Origin of the sequence: Kitasatospora sp. NPDC101801, assembly GCF_044766665.1 — a bacterium.
Taxonomy (GTDB): domain Bacteria; phylum Actinomycetota; class Actinomycetes; order Streptomycetales; family Streptomycetaceae; genus Kitasatospora.
Map to the genome: position 1 here is coordinate 21,681 of NZ_JBIWML010000009.1, position 16,235 is coordinate 37,915.

Below are 16,235 nucleotides of genomic sequence, written 5' to 3' on the forward strand. Positions count from 1 at the left end.
TCGAAGGAGTCCTGATGCCGCCGTCGCAGGTGCCACGCCGTCACTCCCGTCGGATCCAGGTCGGTTCGGTCCCGGTGGGTGGTGACGCCCCGATCTCGGTGCAGACCATGACCACCACGCTGACCGCCGACGTCGACGCCACCCTCCAGCAGATCGCCGCGATCACCGCCGCCGGGTGCGACATCGTCCGGGTCGCGGTTCCGTCCCAGGACGACGCCCGGGCGCTGCCGGAGATCGTCCGCAAGTCGCCGATCCCGGTGATCGCCGACATCCACTTCCAGCCGCGCTACGTCTTCGCTGCGATTGACGCCGGGTGTGCGGCGGTGCGGGTGAACCCCGGCAACATCAAGGCCTTCGACGACAAGGTCAAGGAGATCGCCCAGGCGGCCGCCGCCGCGAACATCCCGATCCGGATCGGCGTCAACGCCGGCTCCCTCGACAACCGACTGCTCGTCAAGTACGGCAAGGCCACCCCCGAGGCCCTGGTCGAGTCGGCGCTCTGGGAGTGCTCGCTCTTCGAGGAGCACGGCTTCCGTGACCTCAAGATCGCCGTCAAGCACCACGACCCCCGCACCATGATTGCCGCCTACCAGCTCCTCGCCGAATCCTGCGACTACCCCCTGCACCTCGGCGTCACCGAAGCGGGCCCCGAACTCCAGGGTGCCGTCAAATCCGCCGTCGCCTTCGGGATCCTGCTCAACCAGGGGATCGGTGACACCATCCGGGTGTCCACCTCCGCCCCACCCGTCGAGCAGGTGAAGGCCGGCAGTCACATCCTCCAGTCCCTGGGCCTGCGGCCCAGGAAGCTGGAGATCGTGTCCTGCCCGGGCTGCGGGCGGTTGCAGGTCGACATCCACCGGCTGAGCCGGGAGGTGGAGGCGGCGTTCGAGGGTTTCCCGATCCCGCTGCGGGTGGCGGTGATGGGGTGCGTGGTGAACGGTCCCGGTGAATCCCGCGAGGCCGATCTCGGGGTCTCCTCCGGCAACGGGAAGGGGCAGATCTACGTCAAGGGTGAGATCGTCCGCACCGTGCCCGAATCCCGCATCGTCGAAGCCCTGTTGGAGGAGGCGATGCGGCTGGCCGAGGAAGGCGGTCCGGCCGAGCCGGCCGAGTAGCGGCGCCGCCCGCCGCCGTCCCCCCGACCGGTGGGCAGGCGGCGGGCCGTCGCACCGACCTCAGTCGGTGAGGTTCTCGCAGCTGGTGAAGGTGGCGCCGCCGGTTGCCGCGCCACAGGTGTCGTCGCCGGCACCGCCGTCGACGGTGACGTCCACCGCTTCGCCCCGCAGGCTGATGATGTCGTCGCCGTCGGCGGAGAAATCGCCGCCACCGTTGATGTCGGCTTTCTCGACCGCCGGGTCGTGGGTAATACCCGCACCTGCCGTGAAGGTCATGCGGTCGTTGCCGGGGCCGCCCTTCACAGCGGTCCGGTCGCCGCCGGGACCGGTGACAGCGGGTCCCGCTTCCGCTGCGGAGTCTCCACCGGTGACGGAGATGGTGTCCGCCCCCCGGTCACCGTCCAGTGCGCCCCGCGAGATCCCGGTCCCGCCGCGGCCGGCGTTGTACTGCGGGCTGGAGGAGACGCCGCCCTGGCCGCCGGTGATGGTGAAGGTGTCGTCGCCCTCGAAGGCCAGCAGCCCGGGGACGGAGTCTCCGCCCCACACGCGCCCGTAGCCGACCGCGTCGCCACCGTGACCCGCCGGGCCCTCTCCGGCGGTGGCGGCGCCGCTTCCGCCGGTGACGGTGATGAAGTCACCGCGTGCCCCGCCGGTCAGCTCGCCGGCTACGGCGTCGCCGCCGTCGCCGCCGTAGCCGGCCCCCTGGGCGCCTCCGGCGCCACCGGTGACGCGGATGGTGTCCACACCGTCCTCGGCGTCCAGCGCGTCCGCCAGGCCCGGGTCTCCGCCGTGCACGGCCCCGGTTCCGCCGATCCCGACCCCGCCGTCGGCGGAGAGGTAGCCCGCTCCGCCGAGGACCGTGATCCGGTCGGCCCCGGCCCCGCCGCGGACCTCACCCTCGACCGCGGTGCCGCCGACAGCCTCGGAGAGCTGGGAGCCGCCCGGACCACCGTTCCCGCCGCGCACCTCCAAGGTGTCGTCCCCGTCGCCGCCGTGCACCAGGCCGTTCAGGAAGATGCCCGGCCCGCCACCGTCGTTGCTGGTGCCGGGGCCGCCGGTGACCGTGATGGTGTCGTTGCCCGCCTGACCGCGTACGGCGCCCGAGACCCCGCCCGCCTCGCCGAGCCCCCGGGGTGTGTCGGTGATGACGATGGTGTCGTTGCCGTCGCCGCCGTTGATCTCACCTTCCACCCGCCCGGTCACGGTGATCCGGTCGTCACCGCCCATTCCGTCGATCACGGCACCCTCCGGTACCCCGTTCGTGCAGAGGATCACATCGGCACCGGCCGTCGGCGTCCCCGTGCAGCCGGGCGGCAGCGCTGCGTGCGCCACACCTGCCCACGCCACCGGGGCCAATCCCACGACACCCACCGTCAACATCCGCGCCACGATCGCCGCTGCGCCCACTGACCTGCTCACCCGCGACATCCACTGCTCCTGTTCGTCACCGCACACCACCGGACGGGGAGCGGGGACAGCTGCCCTTCCGCTCGCTCCTTACATTGCGCTCCCGATGGCAACAGTGCGTAATCGACCAGGGCATCCGGGTGAGCGGACGACTCCAAGCCCGTGCGCACGGCGGGGTGGTGATGAACGGTCAGGTCGGCTCGTGTCCTGCGGCGGCCCGGGGCCGTTGTTCGGGTGAGGACGTCGGCGGGCCGTCAACGGGAGTGGCCCGTCGGCCGGTCCGCCGCCCGAGATCCGAGGATGATCATGGCAGGCTCCAAGCCCCGCAGGGACAGCAAGGCCGGCAAGGCCAGGGCGAGCAGGGAGAGCAGGAGGCAGGCCGCGGAACGGAACGGCTCGGGAGAGTGGTTCGGCAGCGGGGTGCACGGTGCGCGGGGCCTGATGCACCTCGACGTGCGCGTCGCCGGCGACGGACTGCTGATCACCAGCTCGCCGGTCGAGGTGGACGGGAGTCCCGGGATGTGGCGGTTGCGGCTGCGCGACGACGGGAGTCAGGGCCTGCGGGATCTCGCGGCTGCGTTCCGCAGCGGCACGGCGTACGTGCTCGGTGATCAGGGTGGTGCATCGGGACCCGTCATGTTCTTCCCGCATCCCGAGCAGCCGGGGGTTGGGTCGCTGGTTCGTACCCGCCCGGCCGATCCCGGTGCTGAGGGAGGCACCGAGATCGTGCGCCGCGCCGACCTGCCGCTGCCGCTGTGGGCGGAAGCCGGATTCGCCATGGGTCCGATCCTCGCTGCGCTGAAGTCCGGTGTGCCGTCCGAGCGGTGGGACCAGGAGGACGTCCTGGCCTGTCCCGGGTGCCTGCGGCCCGTCTACGGGAAGGAGGCCTCCACCGGCGTGCTGGTCGGGGGCGCGTTTCCACTGGTCGGCCTGTGCCGGATCTGCGTGAGCGGACAGACGCTGCGCGCGGTCCGCGAGACGGGCGTGGTCATTCCCGAGCAGCAGCGGGTCGTCCTCGCGTCCCTGGAAGGCGCCCGAACCGCCTGAACGGCTTCCTCGCCCGAGTGCGGGCCGCCGTCGGCCGCGCCATCTCGGTTGATGGCGGAAGCCGGCGGCGGAGATGATCCGGTGACAGTGCCGAGGGCGTTCGAGCGGATTCGACGGTGCTCCCCCATTCGGTCGCACCGTCACGAACGGCCCTGCCGGGTAAGGCTATTGGCGGCAGAGAAGAGCATTCGGCCCTCAAGGGCGCGCGCGGAGTGGGCCGACCGGGTTGAGGTGTCACGCCAGGTGGGTGTGATCATCAGCCCGATGGCGGATCTGCCGGTTTGAGTCAAGGGGAATCCTGTAACTATTCGATAAATATTTGCCACAGCTGTGGGCTGTGCAGGTGAGTCCTGCGCGCCCCACCAATGAGGGGACCGGTAGATGCCCAGACTCGCGATGCGGGTGGTCGGCGCCGCGGCGGCCGTAACGTTCCTGGGCGTCGGCGGCCCGGCGTTCGCGGCGCCCAGGGACGGGATGCCCCCGGCGTGGTGTGCCGATCACCCCTCCCGATGCGGCATGACCCCTTCGCCCCAGCCGGCGAAGGCAGCTGCCGCCGACCCGGCCCCGGGAAGCGGTCGGCCCGCCGATCCACCGGCCGCCGACTGCCCCGTGCCGTCCGGGAGTCCGGCCGGAGCCGCCGCCTGCCCCACCGGTCCAGGGGTCGTACCGGCGGCCGCGCCGGCCCCGCTCGCGCTGATCACGGTGGACCCGGGTGTCGCGCGGCCGGGAGGCACGGTGCACCTGCACACCGGAGCCCCCTGCCCGGGCGGAACGGAGACCGTGTCCTCCGCGGCCTTCGCGGCACCGGTCCCGCTCGGACCCGACAGTCCCGGTGGTCAGGCGACCGTTCCGGCGAACACGCCGCCGGGCACCTACCCGGTCACCGCCACCTGCGCCGGGGACCCGGTCGCCACCGGCAGCGTCGTCGTCGCGGACCCGGCCGCTCCGGCCGCCGGCGGTGGCTGGGGAGCGGGCGCCGGCCCCGCCGACGCCGCCCTCGTCCTGGCCGGCTACGGCGCGCTGATGCTGACCGGCGGGGCCGGTACCGCCGCAGCGCTGCGACTGGTGCGGCGCAAGCTCGGCGGAGCCGTGGCCGGTGCCTGAACGCAGGCCGCGCCGGGTCCGGCGCGCCTTGGAAGTGCTGTCCGGTGCGCTGCTGTTCGTCGCCCTGGTCGGGGCGGTCCGCAACGCCGTCATCGCCCCCGAGCCGCGACCACCCGCTCCGGCGCAGCCCGCCCCCCGGTCGCCGAGTGCGCACACCGACCCGCCCGCTCCCGAGCGACGGTCTCCCGGCGCGCACGCGCCGTTGTCGCCCTCCACCCCCCTGCGGCTCTCCATCGCCGCCATCAAGCTCACCGCACCGCTGCTGGCGCTGGGAACGGACGGCAAGGGCAGGCCGGAGCTGCCGCCCTACGCCATGCCGGACGCCGCGGCCTGGCTGCGCGACACCCCCACGCCCGGTGCGCCGGGGGCCGCCGTGTTGGCCGGCCACGTCGACACCCCGAGCGGCCGCGCGGTGTTCTGGTCGCTGTCCGCGGTCCCCGTCGGCGCTGCCGTCGAGATCAGCCGACTCGACGGCAGCACCGCCACCTTCACCGTCGACCAGGTCAAGACGTTCCCGCGCACCGCGTTTCCCGCGAGTCTCGTCTACGCGCCGACCCCGGCGGCCGAACTCCGCATCATCACCTGCGGCGGGACGTACGACCACCGCCACCACGAGTACACGGACAACGTCGTGCTCTTCGCCCACCTCACCGACGCCCACTGACGGCCGACCGGGGGCCGGGGGTTCGTCAGGCGGTCGGCGTCGGTGAGTCCGGGCTGAGCAACCGGGAGAGGGCGAACGATCCGCTTCCCTTGGGCTGCACGTCGACGATGAGGGTGTCCACGGCCGTCCTCGTCCACAGCTCCGCCGCACCCGCGTCGGAGTCACCGGAGCCGGGAACGAGGGACCTGCCCTGCCCTCCGACGCTCACCGCGTTCTGATCGTGGACGACGGCGGTCAACGGCATCCCACGACTCATCAGGGTCGCCGGAGCGGAGCCGTTGGACACCATGAAGGAGACCGAGCCCTGTGACTGGTCGAGGCCCGCCACGGCGAAGCGCAGCCGGACCGGCTTGGTCAGCGTGACGGTCATCCGGTAGCCAGTTCCCTGAGGGAGGATCAGGGCACTGCTCGCGAGCTGGGGCGAGACGGTGAGTGGGCCGGTGTGGCGGGCGAACCGGTCACTCCAGTAGCGCTGCGACGGGCCCCCGGGGGACACGGCGATGACCGCTGCCCAGCCGTTGTCGGCGGTCCCGCCGCCGAAGGTCGGGGTCCTCTCGAGATCGGACGGTCGCACCGAGCCCCAGTCGACGGAGACTCCCGTCACCGCCTCGCCGTCGAACGTGCCGATGCGCATCGGGGCTTTCGAAGCCTCGGCAGGTCCGGGCGTCACGGCCGACCCCAGTGTGACGCACAGCAGGATGGTCACCAGTCGACGGATCCGCCTCCCGGGCGGGTGCGGTGACGGGTCGTCGGCCTTCGGGGTGCGCACGGCGGTGAGTGCGACGGGTGTGGACACGATTGGCCTCCTGGGCAACAGGGTTGATGACACGAAAGTCATATCCGCGAGGCCGGTCCGGCTCACACGTACCGGTGGAAGATCACTGATTCAGAGGGGAAGGAGGGTGCTCGTTCCGGGCCCGGCCGACTGCCGTGGCGGCGCGTGCGCGGATGGACCAGTGCGGCATCACCCGGGGGAGTGGAATCGGCAGCCGTCCGGGTGGAGCCGACCCCCGGTGCGAATCGGCGACTCGCGTGGACCCCGGTCGGCCGGGTTCAATCGCCGCCGTGCACCCATCTCTGCCGAACCGCCCCGTCCCGTCCCGACGCCTGCTTCTGGGGGGTGCGGCCGCCTTGGCCGCCACTGCGGCGGCGTGGAGTGCCGAGCGGGTCCTGCCCCGCTCGCCGCAGGTCCCGGCCCCGCCGCCGCAGGCGGTCCCGGCCGTCCGCCAACCTGGCCTCGACGCACCGCAGTTGCCCCATGCGCTGCTCCTGGCGTACGACCTTCCGGACGCCTCGGGCAGCCGGGTGGCGACCGCGTTGGGCGAGGTGCTCGGCGGGTGGACCGGCACCACCAGGACGGCGGCGGTCACCGCGGTCCTGGGCATCGGTCCCGGCCTGCCCCGGCGCGTTCCGCTGCACGTCCCCGAAGCGTTCGGCGAACTGCCCGCGCTGCCCGGGGACCGGCTGGACCCGGCTCGCAGCGGCGCGGACGTCCTGCTGCAGTTGTCCGGTGACGATCCGGAAGTCCTCGGTGCGACGGCGGAGCTGTTGGACCGGCAGGCGGGTGGGCTGCTGGCGCCCCGCTGGCGCCAGGCCGGCCACCTGCCGCCCACGCCGGCCGGTGAGACGCCCCGCAACCTGTTCGCCTTCAAGGACGGCACCGCCAACCCCGGTGCGTCGGGGGAGCGGTGGATCTGGCTGCCGGACGGGCCCCACGCGGGCGGGACGTTCCTGGTGTACCGCCGGATCGCCATGCGCACCGGGGCCTTCGCCGGACTGTCCGTCGAGGAGCAGGAAGCGGTCATCGGACGCCACCGTGACGACGGTCGGCCGCTCGGCGGTGCGCAGGAGCACGACGAGCCGGACCTCGGTGCCAAGACCGCGAACGGCCGCTACGTGATCCCCGCCACGGCCCACGTCCGCGCCGCCAACCCACGTCTCGACGGCGGTGCCCGGATGCTGCGACGGGGTTACACGTACTCGGACGGGCCAGACGACGAGGGCCTTCTGTTCTGTGCCTATATGACGGACCCGGCGCTCTTCGTCCGGGTGCAGCGGCGGATGGCCGAGAGCGACGCCCTCACCCCCTTCGTCGAACACCGCGCCTCAGCCGTGCTCTACGTGCCGCCCGGTGCACCGGCGGGGGCGTCGTTGGGGGAGAGCCTGTTCGCCGCGGGGTGACCTCGGAGCCGAACCGGGGGAACGGGTGCGAACTTCACTGTGCCGTACGTCGGTTGGAATCATTCGAGCAGAGGGTCGATTCGGGGTGGCGGGGACCCTCAGGACCGGTCGTTCGAGCCGGTGCCAGACTGGTATATCTGGCGACATGTCCGAAACACTACATCTTGTTCCCTGGTCGCCGGGGTGCCGGTGGAAGCCGATGCTGCTCGCCGTGACGATCCTCATCTCGCTTGCCGGCGCCGGTGGATGCGGCAGTGGCGAGCGGGCCGCGCCGCCGCCGCCCCCGGCCGTCATCCGGGTGCCGGAGGATGCGCCGACCATCCAGAGGGCGGTCGACCGGGCCCGGCCCGACGACCGCGTGCTGGTGTCACCCGGAACGTACCGGGAGAGCGTTCGGATCACCCGCGAGCGGATCGTGCTGCAGGGTACCGATCGCAACTCGGTGGTCATCGACGGTGAGTTCAGGCGTGGCGACGGTGTCGTGGTCACCGGCGCGGGGTCGGCGGTGGAGAACATGACGGTCCGCAACAACCTGTTCAACGGTGTGCTGTTCACCGGGATCACCGATCCGAACTTCCAGGGCAGGGGCGGCAGCAGCGGCGAGTACCAGGCCATGGACACGACGAAGTTCCCGGCGATGCGCGGGTTCCGCGCCTCGTACGTCACCGCCTACAACAACGGCCTGTACGGCATCTACGCGTTCGACACCCGGGACGGGTTGATCGAGCACTCCTACGCCTCCGGCCATGCCGACTCCGGCTTCTACGTGGGCCAGTGCGACCCGTGCGACACCTTGGTCCGCGGCAACCTGGCCGAACACAACGCGATCGGTGCCGAGTTCACGAACTCCTCGGCCGGGCTCCAGGTGGTGGGCAACAGGTTCTCCGCCAATCGGGTCGGGGTGTCGATGGGCTCCGACACCCTGGAGGCGCTGGCGCCGCAGCACGGCGCCGTCTTCGCGGGGAACGTGGTCACCGACAACGCCGACGCCGGCACCCCGGAGCAGGCGGACGGTGGTTTCGGCATCGGCATCGGCCTCGGCGGGGGTGTCGCCAACACGGTGACGAACAACCTGGTGACGGGCAACCCGACGGCGGGCGTCATCGTCGCCGCCGCGAACGGATTCGCCCCGGCCGACAACCGGTTGAGCGGAAACACCGTGACGGGCAACGGAGTCGACCTCGCCTTCACCGGCCGTCCGGAGGCCGGCGCGACCGGCAACTGCTTCACGGGCAACAACGCGGGAACCAGCGCCCCGACCGACGCGCTGGCGGGCACCTGTCCGCTGGCGACCGCAGGAAGCGTCGTCCCGGCCACGGCCCCGCCAGGGATTTCCTTTCACGACGTGCCGGCGCCGGGGCCGCAGGCCGCTGCTCCCGTCGGCTTCGGCGGCGCCCCGATGACCGGTTCGGCGGTGCTGGCCGATCCGGCCAAGGCGCCGCTCCCCACGGACCCGAAGGCGGTGCCGCAGTGGTGACCGAAGACCCCGGCAGCGCGGGCCCCCGGGATGCCCGGCAGTGGCTCCTGTGCGGAGTCGCGGTGCTCGCGGTGGTCGCCGCGACCACGTCCTGCGGCCCGAAGGGCGGCGGAGGCGGCAGCCACTCGGTGACCGGACCGGAGGCCGAACGCCTCTCCACCGTCCGGTTCACGGCCGGGCTGGCCGGCGGGGCCCGGTTCGCCGCCGTGCTCTCGGGGAGGGCCGGCCAGTACGAGTCGATGTCCGGGCAGGTGGACTGGAAGGGGCACCTCGCCGAGGCGACCCTGACCACCAAGCGTGCGGACGGCACCGCAGGGCACTTCACGATCGTCTGGAACCAGAAGGCGCTGGCGGCGAAGGACCTCGACACCGAAGTGCTGCAAGGGAAGGCCGGTTGGCAGACCCGGCCCCTGGACCCGGAGCGATCGACCTTCGACCGGGCGGTCTGGACCCTGCTCGCGATCCCCTCCGACCGGCCCGAGAACCCGATGTTGCTGGCCTCCGGCGGTGCCAGGTGGCTGCGTCGCGACCGGGTGGGGGAGACCTCCGCCGACGTCTTCCGGGGGCCGGGCCAGCGGTCGGAGCAGCAGCAGGCCACTGCTGCGGCCACCGCGGCCCCCGAGTTCTGGGTGGACGACTCCGGGCAGCTGATCCGTTTCCAGGCGCCTATCGAAAATGGGATGTTCAGCTCTGATTTCTCGGGGTGGGGGAAGCAGGAGATCACTGATTCAGCCGAATTGGCCGGGGCTGGTGATTTGAAGCAGATTGCGCCCAATGGTGGCTCCTAGGCCTATCCATGTGGGCTGACAGAGTGGTGTATGTGCGACACGTCGAGTAAATGATCAGGTGATGTCGGCGCGGCGCGTTACGAATATGCCCGGTCGAAGTTGATGGTCACTGACTTGATGTCATATCAAATGCTCGGCCCATTTGAGGCGCGGCTCCAATCGGTGATGCCGTGACATTTTTCCGTGACAAGGTGTCGCGAAAGGGATTTCGTATGCAGAGGTGGACCGCGCCCGTACGGGGATCACTATCCTCCCGCAGGGTCGCCATGGGGACGGGGCTCATCGTCCTACTGAGCTCGTCCGCGATCGGCCTGGCAAATGCAGCCACGGTGACCATCGGGGCGAATGCTGCGGTGGTGCAGGACGGGTCAGGTGAATTCACCGCCTCGGATGGGCCGGGCCTGGACAGTGGCCCGAAGAACGGCATTGTACGCACCAACGACACCATCGCCTATCAGATCGAGATCCAGGCGCTGACCGGTACGGCCAATCGGCCGAGGTTCACCGTCAACGCGCCGCCCAACACGCAGTGGACCACGCTGCCGCAGAAATGCACCGGTGCCGGTTCAGGCATCGCGGGCGGCACGCTCACCTGTGTGCTGCCCGACATGACCTCGCAGACCGAGCAGGTGCCGCTCGTCCTGCAGGTGCTGGGGACCGCGAAGAACCAGGACAAGGTCAAGATCTCGGTCCAGGCCACTGCGGACAACGCCGACCAGGGAGGTTCGACCGCCGACTCGCCGGACACCACGGTGAGCGCGCAGCCCAAGTACAACCTCATCAAGAACGGCAAGTACGGGTACGGCGACAAGCCGGCCACCGGGCCGAACGGTGAGGCCGGCCGGCTGCTGACCATGCCGATCGTGGTGGAGGCCCGGACCGTCGACCCGGCGCGTTCGGACTTCAGCAAGCTGGGTCAGGAGACGCTGGTCTCGCCGCTGAAGTTCACCGACGACCTGTCGAAGCTGATGGACGGCAACCCGACCACGGGCACCCGGCTGTACACCTGGGACCCGTCGGGGAAGCCGGCCTGCGCGGCCAACGACGCGACGATCCCGAACGCGCCGTACGGCCAGCCGGGTCTGGGGAGCGCAGCCGCCACCACCGTCGGCAGCGGTACCTACGCCTGCACGCAGGCCGCGGCCGGCGGCAACGTCGACGTAACCATCACGGACGCCGTCAGCACCCCGCCCTCGTACCCGACCAAGGGCGCGGACGGTACCGACCTGCCGAAGAGCTCCGGGGTCGTCAGCGCGGGCTACCTGCGGATCTGGGTGCCCCAGACGGAGATCGACGCCCTCACGGCGGCCTCCTCGGGCAGCGCCCTGCTGACCAACACCTACACCGGGTTCTCGCCCACCTCCACGAGCGGTCAGACGAACTACGGTTCCGGCGGCTCCGAGCCGCTGGCGGACAACTCCCAGACGGTCGGTGTCAACGGCACCGGTGCCTTCGGCAAGGAGTACGAGGATTCGGCCGGCGGTCCCCCCGGCACGGCACCTAAGAAGAAGGACAACAACGCCCTGGTGACCCCCGGCACCCAGGTGCGGTCCCACCTCTTCATCAACACCTTCGACAACGCCGACAACCCGGGCTTCATCGCCTGTGACGTCTTCGGTGACGGCAACCAGCACCTGAGCAAAGCCCCGGCCAACAACGGCCTGAACGCGACCGGTCAGTACGCGACCGTGGTCCCTGCCGACCCGACCGTCACGATCGAGTACGCCGCCTACACGGCCGAGCCGCCGTCCGGTGCGCTGGGCCGGAAGCTCGACCCGGTCGGTGCCGACTCGCAGCGCAGGCAGAAGTGCGAGGACGCCGACGGCCCGTGGTTCACCAACCCGGAGGACGTCCTGGGCGGCATCGCCGAGGTCGGTAAGGTCCGCTTCAAGACCTCGATGCCGAAGGGTGGGGCCCGGGACTTCTACACCTTCCTGACGGTCAACCAGAACAGTCTGCAGCAGGGTGACATCGTCCGCAACGCCGCCATGTACAAGCCGCTCAGCGGCACCTGGCAGAACGACATCAAGTCGGCGTACGCCCCGGCGGTCAACGGTGTCATCGACCCGAACAAGAACTACGCGAGCGGGGCGCTGTCGGACCATCTGATCGTCACCCCGGTGCTGGCCCGGGTCGACAAGAAGACCGTCGACCCCGGCACGGAGGCGCTGAACACCCCGGACCTGCAGCGCCAGGTCCTCAAGGGACAGACGTTCACCTTCGCCCTCTACCCGTCGGTCAAGTCGAACGCGGACGCGCCGGACAACCAGGACCTCACGGTCGTCGACACGCTGCCCGCAGGCTTCACCTACGTGGCGGGCAGTGCGTCGGTCCCGGAGAAGTCGGCGGTCAAGAACGCCGACGGCACCACCACGGTCACCTGGGTGCTGGCGGACCAGAAGACGAACGGCGCGATCGCCCCGATCACCTACAGCGTCTCGACCGACGGGAGCGCAGCGGAGGGGACGTACCAGAACAAGGTCGTCATCTCCACGCCGGACGACCTCAGCCCCGAGGAGCAGCGGCAGGCCCAGCGTGCGGTGACCATCGTCGCCGGCACCGGTATCACCGTGCGGAAGTCCACGGAGACGCCCAAGGTGCCGCGCAACTCGGACCTGGTCTGGAAGCTGACCTACAACAACCCGCAGACCCTGCCGCTCACCGGCATGGACATCATCGACGAGTTGCCGTGGGTCGGTGACGGCAGGACGCCGGCGACGAAGTTCTCCGGGACCCTCGCCTTCAAGTCGCTGGCGGCGGTGCCGGACGACGCCCTGGTGACGCTCAAGTTCACCTCCGCCGCGCACGGCAGCATCAAGGTGGACCCGACCGATCCGTCCAACAAGGCGGGCGGTGCCACCAAGTGGTGCGCCAAGCCGGAGTTCGGCCAGGCGAACTGCCCGGCGAACGACGCGGCGGTCACCGGTGTCATGGTCAGCGACCCGCGGACGCTGGCGCCGAGCCAGTCCCGTGACCTGTCGCTGGTGCTGACGCCGAACGGCAACGAGGACGGCGACGTCTACACCAACAACTTCGGGTTGCACGCCCGCGAGCTGGTGTTCCCCGTTGTCTCCAACGACGTGCCGATCCGGGTCACTTCGGAGCCGACTCCGACGCCGACGCCGACGCCGACGCCGACTCCGTCTCCGACTCCGACGCCGACGCCGACTCCGACGCCGACTCCGTCTCCGACTCCGACGCCGACGCCGACTCCGACTCCGACGCCGACTCCGTCTCCGACTCCGACGCCGACGCCGACTCCGACTCCGACGCCGAGCCCGAGCCCGAGCAAGCCGCCGAAGCCGCCGAAGCCGGAGCTGCCGAACACCGGAACGAACCTGATCTGGGCGGAGCTCGCGCTCGCGAGCCTGCTCGCCGGTGGAACGCTGGTCGTCGTGGTGAGGCACAAGCGCAAGGCCCAGGACGGCTAGTCGTCCGAGCCGTCAGCCCGGGGCGGGACCATCGCGTCTGTGGTCCCGCCCCGGGCCTGTCCATGTCGTCAACTGTTCCGCGTACAACCCATGAGGAGCCCGATGGCCCTGACCGCAGTGCCTGCCGCACCACTTCCGGCCGGCCCTGAATCCCAGCAGCCCACTCGGCCGTGGCCGGCGTCCGTCGCCATGGCGGGCACACTGTCGGTGGCCGGCGCGTGCATGATCATCTTCAATGAGTACCTCCGCGCCCTGGAGGCCAGGGGCGCGGCCTGGCTCTACTCGCTGTTCCTGGACGAGACGACCGCAGCGGTGAAGACCGCACTGCTCGTCAACTTCGACAACGCGAAGATCGTCGGCGTCGACGTCACCCAGTCGTGCAGTTCCGCGCTGCTCGTCCCGCCGTTCCTGCTGATGGCGGCGGCCGTGCTGCTGTCGGCCCGTCGGACCGCCCGCGAGGTGCTCGGAGGACTCGCCCTGGCGGCGGGGATCGTGGTGCTCGGCAACCTGATCCGGCTGGTGCTGATCGCCCTGGTCACGGTGCACTACGGCCAGGAGGGCTACCTCTGGTCGCACACCCTCGGGGGATCGGCGCTCAGCATGGTCACGATGATCCTGGCCCTCGCGGCGTTCCTGCGGTACGGGGTGCGTGGAGGTCGGCTGGAGCGGCGGCCCGCCGACGGCTCCGCCCAGGGAGGTGTGGTCTGATGCGACTGCTGATCGCCATCGCCCAGAGCCTGTCACTCGTCCTGTGCAGCATCTTCGTGCTCTACGTCACCACCCTGATCCGGGCCTACCGTGCCTGGCGGCCGCAGCCGTTCGGCCGCTCGGAGGACTTCCAGTGGCACTTCCTCATCCCGTGCCGGGACGAGGAGGCCGTGATCGGCGGGACCGTCTCCAACCTGCGCGGGAAGTTCCCCGGCGCGCACCTGTGGGTGATCGACGACGACTCGGAGGACGCCACCGGCGCGATCGTGGCCGCGTTCGCCTCCAACGACGAGCACGTCCATCTGGTGGCGCGCCGCCGACCGGAGGCCCGGACGGGCAAGGGGGACGCGCTGAACGCGGCCTACCGGGCGCTCGAAGCCTGGCTGCCGCCGGACGCCGACCCCAACCGCGTGGTGGTCGGGGTCTTCGACGCCGACGGCTCACCCGAGCCGGACTGCCTCGACGCCTGCGCCGCGCCGCACCTGTTCGGCGACCCCACGGTCGGGGCCGTGCAGATCGAGGTGCGCATCCTGAACCTGGACGACCGCCACCTGCTGCCCGACCGCGGCCGGGCCGCCAATCTGTTCGCCCGCACGCTCCTGCGCATGCAGGACATCGAGTTCCGGGTGCCGATCGCCGCCCTGCAGTTGGTGCGCCGGCGGATCGGCACGGTCGGCATGGGCGGCAACGGACAGTTCACCCGCCTGACCGCGCTGCGCGACATCGACGAGGGGAGCGGCATGCCTTGGCGCGGATCACTGCTCGAGGACTTCGAGCTCGGCCTGCACGTGCTGCTCGCCGGGTGGCGCAACGAGTACACCAGGGACACCTACGTCGCGCAGGAGGGCCTGTTCAACCTCAAGCGTCTGATCACCCAGCGAACCAGGTGGGGCCAGGGCAACATGCAGTGCTCGCGGTACATGCCGGACGCCTGGTCCTCCTACCACGTGACGAACGCCGGGGTCTCGGAGCTCACCTACTACCTGGTGCAACCCTGGCTGCAGATCCTCGGCACCTTCGTCTACCCGCTGCCGCTGCTCGCCGTTGGGGTGACCGCCCTGTTCAACCCGGCGGGCCTGCGGTCCTTCCTGATGGACGGAGGGTGGGCACTGTTCGCGGCCTACCTGGTCGTCGGGGCGGGCCAATTCGCGATCTGGGCGTTCCTTTACGTGGCGGCGAATGAGCGGCGCAGCGGCTGGTGGCGGGCGGCCGGGTGGGGAATGGCATACACGCTGTATACGTATAAATTCTACGTGACCTCCTGGAAGGCGATGGTGCGCCTTCTCACCGGCCGCACCGGCTGGTCGAAGACCCGGAGAAATGCGGAGATTGTCTTCGACGGCCCGATCGCCAAGGAGGCGTGAGAAATTCCGGGCGGGGGTGCCAGGGTGGCGACCGGGCCGATGTTGCGTAGCTAATCATTTTTCCCGCATTTCTCGCGCCTGCGCTGAACGGCCCAATTGAACGAGTGTGACCAGGACGTCCCCTGCTGCGGCAGGGGACGTCCTCGTTGTTTTGCGACTGGGCCGAATGCGCTGTTCCGGCTACTTCGGACGGAGTTTCTCCTAATGGCCCATCAGCAATGTTCGCCGCCGATTCACGCCTCGGAGCGTTGCGGCATACCGGTGAATCTCTCCGTGTGGCGAGTCTGTGAAGGGTGCATCGGAGGCCAGGTCAGTGTCGAATGCTCCTGTGCGCCGCTCACTCCGTCCGTCTGTGGACGACCATCGGGTTTCGGTGTCACAAGTCCACACGAGACTCGGAGGACATTGTCGTGCGTTTTGCTGCGTACCGATCGAGATCGCCTCGGTGGCGGCGCGCGGTGACCGGCTTCACGGTGATCTGCTGGCCCATTTTCGGAGCCGCAGCCGTACTGGTGACCGCGCCCACCGCCCTGCATCAGGCGGTCGAATCACTTTCACCCGCGCTGTACCGACCCGTCGGTGACACCCGGTTCCGGGCCGAAGCCGACTTCTCCCAGCCCACCGCGCTGCGCTACGTCGAGGCGGGCATGGTCACCATGCTGCGCGCCGAAACGACCGGCCCTGGCATCGCCGGGACGACGGTGGACAGCAATGCCGACCCGAGCGGCAACGTCAACATCCAGACCGGAGCCCCCGGCCGGAACGACCACACCTTCGACATCGGGATCTACCCGTCGCCGGTGTTCCCGCTGCTCGGGGACGGCCCGCTGGCGACGTTCACCGGTTCGCTGGCCATCGTCGGCCTCGGCACGGGCTTCGTCCTGTGGCGGCGCGGCAGCCGCTCGGTGGCCTGGCGAGCCGCGAGGCGCCCGGCGTGACCGTCACTCAC

At 70.5% G+C, this 16,235-nt stretch carries 13 protein-coding genes; 11 read left to right on the plus strand and 2 right to left on the minus strand.

Annotated elements, in window-relative coordinates; genetic code table 11:
• Window positions 1-14 precede the first annotated feature (14 nt).
• Complete coding sequence (gene ispG / locus ACIRPK_RS13810; protein ID WP_403037472.1) at window positions 15-1,115, plus strand: flavodoxin-dependent (E)-4-hydroxy-3-methylbut-2-enyl-diphosphate synthase; 1,101 nt, start codon at window positions 15-17, stop codon at window positions 1,113-1,115.
• A gap of 60 nt (window positions 1,116-1,175) precedes the next feature.
• Here ispG and ACIRPK_RS13815 read toward each other — a convergent pair whose 3' ends face one another.
• Window positions 1,176-2,354 carry a hypothetical protein gene (locus ACIRPK_RS13815; protein ID WP_403037474.1) on the minus strand — a complete coding sequence of 393 codons (1,179 nt, stop codon included), beginning with the start codon at window positions 2,352-2,354 and terminating at the stop codon, window positions 1,176-1,178.
• 474 nt (window positions 2,355-2,828) lie between these two features.
• On the opposite strand from ACIRPK_RS13815, the gene ACIRPK_RS13820 reads away from it, so the two are divergent.
• The 3 genes from ACIRPK_RS13820 (at window position 2,829) to ACIRPK_RS13830 (ending at window position 5,337) form a co-directional block, all read left to right on the plus strand.
• Complete coding sequence (locus tag ACIRPK_RS13820) at window positions 2,829-3,569, plus strand: hypothetical protein (protein ID WP_403037476.1); 741 nt, start codon at window positions 2,829-2,831, stop codon at window positions 3,567-3,569.
• 780 nt (window positions 3,570-4,349) lie between these two features.
• A complete protein-coding gene (locus tag ACIRPK_RS13825) occupies window positions 4,350-4,673 on the plus strand; it encodes a hypothetical protein (protein ID WP_403037478.1) in 324 nt (107 codons plus the stop codon).
• Window positions 4,666-5,337 (plus strand): class F sortase, encoded by a 672-nt coding sequence (locus tag ACIRPK_RS13830; RefSeq protein WP_403037481.1) that lies wholly within the window; start codon window positions 4,666-4,668, stop codon window positions 5,335-5,337. Before ACIRPK_RS13825 ends, ACIRPK_RS13830 begins: the two co-directional genes overlap by 8 nt.
• Before the next feature lie 25 nt (window positions 5,338-5,362).
• Here the strand turns inward: ACIRPK_RS13830 and ACIRPK_RS13835 are convergent, their stop codons facing one another.
• Window positions 5,363-6,199, minus strand: coding sequence for a hypothetical protein (locus ACIRPK_RS13835; RefSeq protein WP_403037483.1), 837 nt, complete (start codon window positions 6,197-6,199; stop codon window positions 5,363-5,365).
• Between the two features lie 269 nt (window positions 6,200-6,468).
• Here ACIRPK_RS13835 and ACIRPK_RS13840 point away from each other — a divergent pair, with 269 nt between their 5' ends.
• The 7 genes from ACIRPK_RS13840 to ACIRPK_RS13870 all read left to right on the plus strand — a co-directional run bounded on the left by ACIRPK_RS13840 (window position 6,469) and on the right by ACIRPK_RS13870 (window position 16,224).
• Window positions 6,469-7,518 carry a Dyp-type peroxidase gene (locus tag ACIRPK_RS13840; RefSeq protein WP_403037486.1) on the plus strand — a complete coding sequence of 350 codons (1,050 nt, stop codon included), beginning with the start codon at window positions 6,469-6,471 and terminating at the stop codon, window positions 7,516-7,518.
• Window positions 7,519-7,603: 85 nt separating this feature from the next.
• Complete coding sequence (locus ACIRPK_RS13845) at window positions 7,604-8,995, plus strand: nitrous oxide reductase family maturation protein NosD (RefSeq protein WP_403037489.1); 1,392 nt, start codon at window positions 7,604-7,606, stop codon at window positions 8,993-8,995.
• Window positions 8,992-9,783: a hypothetical protein gene (locus ACIRPK_RS13850; protein ID WP_403037492.1), complete on the plus strand. Its 792-nt coding sequence runs from the start codon at window positions 8,992-8,994 to the stop codon at window positions 9,781-9,783. Before ACIRPK_RS13845 ends, ACIRPK_RS13850 begins: the two co-directional genes overlap by 4 nt.
• A gap of 329 nt (window positions 9,784-10,112) precedes the next feature.
• Window positions 10,113-13,214 (plus strand): hypothetical protein, encoded by a 3,102-nt coding sequence (locus ACIRPK_RS13855; RefSeq protein ID WP_403037494.1) that lies wholly within the window; start codon window positions 10,113-10,115, stop codon window positions 13,212-13,214.
• A gap of 222 nt (window positions 13,215-13,436) precedes the next feature.
• Complete coding sequence (locus ACIRPK_RS13860) at window positions 13,437-13,922, plus strand: exosortase/archaeosortase family protein (protein ID WP_403037497.1); 486 nt, start codon at window positions 13,437-13,439, stop codon at window positions 13,920-13,922.
• Window positions 13,922-15,286: a glycosyltransferase family 2 protein gene (locus tag ACIRPK_RS13865; protein WP_403037500.1), complete on the plus strand. Its 1,365-nt coding sequence runs from the start codon at window positions 13,922-13,924 to the stop codon at window positions 15,284-15,286. Before ACIRPK_RS13860 ends, ACIRPK_RS13865 begins: the two co-directional genes overlap by 1 nt.
• A gap of 512 nt (window positions 15,287-15,798) precedes the next feature.
• On the plus strand, window positions 15,799-16,224 hold the full coding sequence (locus ACIRPK_RS13870) for a hypothetical protein (protein ID WP_403037503.1): 426 nt from the start codon (window positions 15,799-15,801) through the stop codon (window positions 16,222-16,224).
• Window positions 16,225-16,235 lie beyond the last annotated feature (11 nt).

What these genes read in the sequence shown, in the direction of transcription:
- ACIRPK_RS13820 (WP_403037476.1), top strand. Translation starts at nt 2,829, where the DNA reads ATGGCAGGCTCCAAGCCCCGCAGGGACAGCAAGGCCGGCAAGGCCAGG.
- ispG (WP_403037472.1), top strand. Translation starts at nt 15, where the DNA reads ATGCCGCCGTCGCAGGTGCCACGCCGTCACTCCCGTCGGATCCAGGTC.
- ACIRPK_RS13860 (WP_403037497.1), top strand. Translation starts at nt 13,437, where the DNA reads ATGATCATCTTCAATGAGTACCTCCGCGCCCTGGAGGCCAGGGGCGCG.
- ACIRPK_RS13865 (WP_403037500.1), top strand. Translation starts at nt 13,922, where the DNA reads ATGCGACTGCTGATCGCCATCGCCCAGAGCCTGTCACTCGTCCTGTGC.